The sequence below is a fragment of the Micromonospora sp. KC207 genome, from assembly GCF_004348615.1.
GTDB lineage: Bacteria > Actinomycetota > Actinomycetes > Mycobacteriales > Micromonosporaceae > Micromonospora.
Map to the genome: position 1 here is coordinate 1 of NZ_SMKJ01000341.1, position 6,755 is coordinate 6,755.

Genomic DNA, 6,755 nt, shown 5'->3' on the forward strand with positions numbered 1-6,755 from the left:
CAGTACGGGTTGTTTTCGCTGGGGGGCGAGGTGGGGGATTTCTTGCGTCAGCTGATGCTGCGCAGAAAAGAGGGTGATCACCGGGGCGTGCTCTGTGTGACGGACGCGTTCGACGGTCCACGGGGGGACGGACCGTCGGGTTACCTGCACCTGGAGGAGGCCGGTTACCTGGCGGGCCTGCGCTACCCCAAGCGCCGTGGCGACTATCTGATCGGTCGGTACGTGGGAAAGCGAGCGGTCGCGGCGCTGGTCGGCGAGCCGGACCCGGCGGAATTCCGGATCGACCGGGGAGTTTTCGGCCACCCGGTCGTGCGCGGTACCGCCCGGGCCGGTGTGCAGGTGAGCATCACACACAGTGGATCCGCCGCCGCAGCCGTCGCGTTCGACGAGGCGCATCCGATGGGCATCGACCTGGAGCAGATCGATGAAAGCCGCCTGCCTACCCTGCTGCGGCAGCTCAGCGGAGACGAGCGGGCGCTGGTCGACCAGCTCGGACTGCCGCTGCTGGAGGCGGCAGTGCGGCTGTGGAGCGCCCGGGAGTCGCTGACCAAGGCGATGCGGACCGGGCTGACCGTACCGATGCCGCTGCTGGAGGTCTCGGCGGCGGTCGCCACCGTCGGCTGTGTCCGGTTCGAGTTCCGCAACTTCTTCCAGTTCGCCGCGATGACCGTCCGGCTCGGCGCGTACTGCCTGGCGTTGGCGCTGCCCCGGTACACCCGGCTGGACCCGCTGACCCTGCCAGCCGGCACCCTGGGCAGCCCGGCGGAGGTGCGCCTTGGCTGACGGCCTGGTCTTCCTGTTTCCGGGGCAGGGCTCGCAGTACCCGCGCATGGGCGAGGAGCTGTGGCGGGCGTACCCGGACTTCCGCGACGACCTCGTCGCGCTCGACGATCGGCTCGCGGCCCGCCGGGGGCACGGGGTCCTCACCCGGCTCTACGACCGGTCGACGCCGCCCGGCCGGCCCTTCGACGACCTGCGCGACACCCACCCGGCGATCTTCATGGTGCAGTACGCGACGGCGCGGTTGCTGATCCGTCGGGGCGTCCGCCCCGACCACGTGCTCGGCGCCAGCCTGGGCGAGGTTGCCGCCGCCACGATCGCCGGGGCGCTCGACGCGGAGACCGCACTGGACCTGGTCTGCGGCCACGCCGAACGGGTCATCCGTAGCTGCCCGCCGGGCGGAATGATGGCGGTGCTGGCGCCGCCGCAGCTGACCGCCACGGAGCCCCTGCTGCGGGACCGGTGCGAGCTGGTCTCGGTCAACGGCCCGGAGTACTTCGTCGTCGCCGGCGCCCCGGACACCCTGGACGAACTCGCCCGCCTGCTCGACGCGCGGCGGATCGCCCATCAGCGACTGCCGGTCGGCTACGCCTTCCACTCCGCGTACGTCGAGGCGGTCCGACCCGAGTTTGACGGGCTGTCGGAGGTGGGCACCGGGCGGCCGCTGCGCCTGCCGATGGTCTCCTGCGCCACCGGCGGGCCGCTGACGGCGCTGCCGCCGGGGCACTGGTGGCGGGTGCTGCGCGAGCCCATCCGCGCGGTCGACGCGCTGCGTGCGGTGGCCTCGGTCGGCAGCCACCGCTACGTCGAGATCGGCCCCGGTACCCCGCTGACCGCGACGCTGCGCCAGAACAGTGTCGCGTCGCGGTCCAGTCACACCGTGCTCACGCCGTTCCACGCCGAGCCCCGCACCCTGGCCGAACTGTGCCACCTGGTGGGGTCGCCGGCACCGGCGGCAGGGCGGAGCGGTCTGGCCGGCCAGACCAGAGAGGACCAACCCATGCTCGCGTACGTCTTTCCCGGTCAGGGCGCACAGCGCAAGGGCATGGGCGCGGACCTGTTCGACGAGTTCCCCGAGCTGGTGGCCCAGGCCGACGAGGTGCTCGGCTGGTCGGTACGGGAGACCTGTCTGGAGGACCCGCACGGGCGGCTGGACCGGACCGAGTACACCCAGCCGGCGCTGTACGTGGTCAACGCGCTGAGCTACCTGCGGCAGCTCGCCCGTACCGGCCGCGAGCCGGATTTCCTGGCCGGTCACAGCCTGGGTGAGTACGACGCGCTGTTCGCCGCCCGGGTGTTCGACTTCGCCACCGGCCTGACCCTGGTACGCCGCCGGGGCGAGCTGATGTGTGCCGCGACCGGTGGCGGGATGGCGGTGGTGATCGGACTGCCCGCCGACGATGTCAGCGCCCTCCTCGCCCGCGACGGCCGGGACACGGTCGTCCTGGCCAACTTGAACACGCCGTCCCAGGTGGTGCTCTCCGGTCCGCGCGCCGACGTGCTCGCCTGCCGGGACCTGCTCACCGCGGCCGGTGCCCGGTTCGTGCCGTTGAACGTCAGCGGTGCGTTCCACTCCCGCTACATGCGGGACGCGCAGCGCGAATTCGCCGCGTTCCTGGCCGGGTTCACCCTGCCTGCGCCGAGCATCCCGGTGATCTCCAACGTCACCGCGCGACCGTATGGCGCCGACGTCGCGGATCTGCTGGTGCGCCAGATCGCCAGCTCGGTCAACTGGACTGACACGGTCCGCTATCTGCTGGCCCGGGGCGTCACCGTCGAGCAGGTCGGTCCCGGCGCGGTCCTCACCGGCCTGACCCGGGCCATCCAACGGGAGGCGGCACCGCTGGTCCTCGACGACCTGGCCGATCCGGTCCCGTCGGCCCGTGCCTCGGCCGCTCCCACCGTGCGAACCTCCGCACCGCCCGTCGTCACGCCGCCCGTCGTCACGCCAGTGGCCGTCACGCCGCCCGTCGTCACGCCAGTGGCCGTCACGCCGCCCGTCGTCACGCCAGTGGCCGTCATCCCGCCGGTGGTCACCCCGGTGGTGGCTCCCGTCGCGGCGGCTTCCGCGCCGGCCCGCACCCGGGCGATCGGGGAGGCGTCGGCGCCGACCGGCGGTACCGCGCTCGGCAACGACGAGTTCCGCGCCGCGTACGGGCTGCGGCACGCCTACGCCAGCGGATCCATGTACAGGGGCATCGCCTCGAAGGAACTGGTTGAGCGGTTGGCCCGCGCCGGGATGCTGGCCTTCGTCGGCACCGGCGGGATGCGCCGCCCCGACGTGGTCGACGCCATCGAGTACCTGCGCCGCCGGCTGCCGGCCGGCACCGCCTACGGCTTCAACCTGCTGCACAGCCACGGCGACCCGGAGCGGGAGGAGGAACAGATCGACCTGTTCCTCGCCCAGGGTGTCGACCTGGTGGAGGCCTCCGCGTTCATGGACGTTTCCCCGGCGCTGGTGCGGTACCGCCTGGCCGGGCTGCGTCGTGGTCCGGACGGTCGGGTCCGGGCCGGCAACCGGATCATGGCCAAGGTCTCCCGTCCCGAGGTGGCCACCGCCTTCCTCAGCCCGGCACCACGGCGGGTGGTGGAGGCCCTGCTCGCCGCCGGTGGGGTCACCCCGGAACAGGCCGCGCTCGCCGCCGAGCTGCCGATGGCCGACGACCTGACCGTGGAGGCCGACTCCGGCGGACACACCGACGGCGGGGTGGCGTACGCGCTCATGCCGGCGATGCTGCGGCTCCGTGACGACCTGCGGCGCCAGCACGGGTACCACGACCGGGTGCGGATCGGCGCGGCCGGCGGCATCGGCACGCCGGAGGCCGCCGCGGCGGCCCTGGTGCTGGGCGCTGACTACCTGGTCACCGGGTCGATCAACCAGTGCACCGTCGAGTCCGGGGCCAGCGACCCGGTCAAGGCCCTGTTGCAGGACATCAACGTCCAAGACACCGACTACGCCCCGGCCGGTGACATGTTCGAGTTGGGCAGCCGGGTGCAGGTGCTGCGCCGGGGGGTGTTCTTCCCGGCCCGGGCCAACAAGCTGTACAGCCTGTACCGGCAGTACGACTCGCTGGACGACATCGACGCCCGGACCCGCCAGCAGTTGGAGCAGCGCTACTTCAAGCGCACCTTCGACGAGGTGTGGGAGTTGGTCCGGCAGCACAAGTCCGCCGACGAGGTGACCCGTGCGGCGGCCAACCCCAAGCAGCGGATGCTGCTGGTGTTCAAGTGGTACTTCGCCTACTCCAACCAGCTCGCCCTCGACGGCGACGAGGAGAGCACCGTCGACTTCCAGGTGCACTGCGGTCCCGCGCTGGGTGCGTTCAACCAGTGGGTCAAGGGCACGCCGTTGCAGGACTGGCGGGCCCGGCACGTGGACGACATCGGCCACCGCCTGATGGCCGGCACCGCCGAACTGCTCGACCGGCGGATGCGTGACCTGGTCCGGCCGGCGGCACGGCCGCCGCAGGAGCTGGCCCCCGCCCTGACCTAGACCACCGGCGCCCCACGCCCCGGTGCCTCCGCGCCGGGGCCCCGCGTCCCGTCGAGCCAACACTCCCTGACTACAGGAAGGCGTCACCGGTGAAACCAACGCTGGAGGTCCTGCGCGACGGTCCTACCTCGGCGGCCGTCGGGCCGCCGCTGCTGCTCGTGCACGGCGGCTACTTCGCTGCCTGGTGTTGGGAGAACCTTCAGCCCTACCTGGCCGACCGGGGCTACGCCTCGTACGCGCCGAGCCTGCGAGGGCACGGTGGCAGCCCCGGCATCGAGCGGATCGACTCGTTCCGGACGGCCGAGTACGTGGCCGACGTGGTCAGCGTGCTGGAGACCATCGACGAGCCGCCGGTGCTGGTCGGCCACTCGATGGGCGGCGGCCTCGTACAGCGGGTCCTGGCCGAGCACGGCGACCGGGTTCGCGGGGCGGTGCTGCTCTCCTCGTTGCCTCCGGACGGCTTCAGCAAGGGCGCCGCCTTCGGCTGGCTGCGCAGCGGCATGCGCCCGCTGATGCAGCTTTCGAAGCTGCACCGCGGCAAGCTGCCGCCGGACGCGCCGGACTCGCCCGAGACGTTCCCCTACTCGTGCTTCTTCCACGGTGACCTGCCCGCCGAGCGGCTCGCCTCGTACGGACGGCGGATGCAGCGCGAGTCGCAGCGCGCGGGCAAGGAGCTGACCCGGCGCGTGGTCCGCGACCCGGGTGCGATCCGGGTGCCGATCACGGTGATCGCCGGCGCCGAGGACTGGTTCTTCTCGCCGGTTGTCGCCGAGCGGACCGCCCGGGCGTACGGGGTGGAGCCCATCCTGGTGCCCGGTACCGGGCACGCGGCCATGTTGGACACCGGCTGGGAGGAAGTGGCCGAGCACATCCTGGCCTTCCTGCCCCGTTGTGTGACCCGCTGACCCGCCGTACGAGAGAGGACAGTCAGTGGGGACAACGGGCTCGTACGACGTGAGCAGGATCGGCGCGAGCGTCGACGCGGAGATCGATCGGCTGGGCGGCCAGGTCGAACTGTTCTGGGCCAAGGAGAGCCAGCGGTACGCCGGCTACGGTCTGACCGCCGGCCTGACGGTGGTGGAGCTGGGCTGCGGGCCCGGTTACCTGCTGGAGAAACTGGCCACCGCCTTTCCCGGTCTGGACCTGCACGGCCTGGAACTCGACCCGCTGCTGGTCGAGCGGGCCACTCGGTACCTGTCCGAGCAGGGGCTGGACGTGTCGGTCCGGCAGGGCTCGATCTTGGACACCGGCTATCCGGAGGCCACCTTCGACTTCGCCGTCATCCGACTGGTGCTGGAACACCTGCCCGAGCCGATGACGGCGATCCGGGAGGTCTACCGGATCCTGCGCCCCGGTGGCCGGGCGGTCTTTGTGGACAACGACTTCGAGATGCACCTGATGAGCTTCCCGCCCATCCCGGAGCTGCGTGAGGTGTACGACGCGTACTGCCGCTCGCGGGAGGACGAGGGCGGCAACCCGCGGATCGGCCGGGAACTGCCGGTGCTGCTGGCCGCCGGCGGGTTCGTGGACGTCGACTACGACGTGATCAGCGCGCACAGCGCCCTGGTCGGCGACGATCTGTTCGCCCGTTCCGAGGGGGTGGGCATCCCGTCCCGGCTGGTTCGGGACGGATACCTGAGCAGCCGCACCCTCGGGCTGGTCTCCAGCCGCTGGCGTGACCTGCTGCGCGGCGACGGACACGCGCTGATCCGTCAACTGCACCTGGGCACCGGCCGCCGGCCGGCGGCCGACCGGTAAGGAGACGGAGCGATGGCGGCTGTGGTGCTACCGGTGGTGGTCGGGGAGGTCGCGCGCCTGCTCGGCGTGCCGCCGGAGACGGTCGACTGCGAGGGAACCCTCGTCGACCAGGGGATCGGTTCGGTCCTCGGGATGGACCTCGTCGACGCGCTCAACGCTGCGCTCGAACTGGATCTGGGCCCGGAGGTGGTCTACGACCACCCCACGCCGGTCCGGCTGGCCGAGGAGATCGACCGGCGGCGCGCCCCGACGCCCGCTCCCGCCGTCTCCGGGTCGGGTCTCGACGGCAATCTCGACGACCCGGTCCGGCGGCACGTCGCGGCGCTCGCCAGCGTGCCGGTCGACGTGGTCGTCCCCGACGTGCCTCTGGTGGACCAGGGGATCAACTCGGTGCGGTCGGTCGACCTGGTGGACGCCCTCAACGCCGACCTCGGCCTGAACCTGGGCCCCGAGGTGGTGTTCGACCATCCGACGCCGGCCGCGCTCGCCGACCATGTCCGGTCGGTGCTGCCCGGCCCGGCCGACCCCGCGAGCGTGGACCCCGCCCCGGCGCCGGTCGAGGCCAGGCCCGCGCCAGCGGCGAATACCGGAGCCGACGGGGCGGGTGACGACGCCCCGCCCGGCGACGCGATCGCCGTGATCGGCATCTCCGGGCGGTTCGCCGACCTGCCGGACCTGGATGCCCTGACGGACGCGCTGTGGGCGGGGGAGAGCCGGGTACGCG

The 6,755-nt window shown here is 72.3% G+C and carries 5 protein-coding genes; all 5 read left to right on the forward strand.

Annotated elements, in window-relative coordinates:
* Positions 1–54 precede the first annotated feature (54 nt).
* The gene (locus tag E1258_RS28490) at positions 55–783 is read left to right on the forward strand and encodes a 4'-phosphopantetheinyl transferase superfamily protein (protein ID WP_132406564.1); all 729 of its coding nucleotides are present in this window, start codon (positions 55–57) and stop codon (positions 781–783) included.
* Positions 776–4,273, forward strand: a complete 3,498-nt coding sequence (gene fabD / locus E1258_RS35245; protein WP_132406566.1) for an ACP S-malonyltransferase — start codon at positions 776–778, stop codon at positions 4,271–4,273. The genes E1258_RS28490 and fabD overlap by 8 nt, the downstream gene beginning before the upstream one ends.
* Positions 4,274–4,362: 89 nt before the next feature.
* The gene (locus tag E1258_RS28500; RefSeq protein WP_132406568.1) at positions 4,363–5,178 is read left to right on the forward strand and encodes an alpha/beta hydrolase; all 816 of its coding nucleotides are present in this window, start codon (positions 4,363–4,365) and stop codon (positions 5,176–5,178) included.
* Positions 5,179–5,203: 25 nt separating this feature from the next.
* Positions 5,204–6,031, forward strand: coding sequence for a methyltransferase domain-containing protein (locus E1258_RS28505; protein WP_132406570.1), 828 nt, complete (start codon positions 5,204–5,206; stop codon positions 6,029–6,031).
* A gap of 12 nt (positions 6,032–6,043) precedes the next feature.
* Positions 6,044–6,755, forward strand: a 712-nt coding sequence (locus E1258_RS28510; RefSeq protein ID WP_132406572.1) for an acyl carrier protein, incomplete at its 3' end; no start/stop codon positions are given.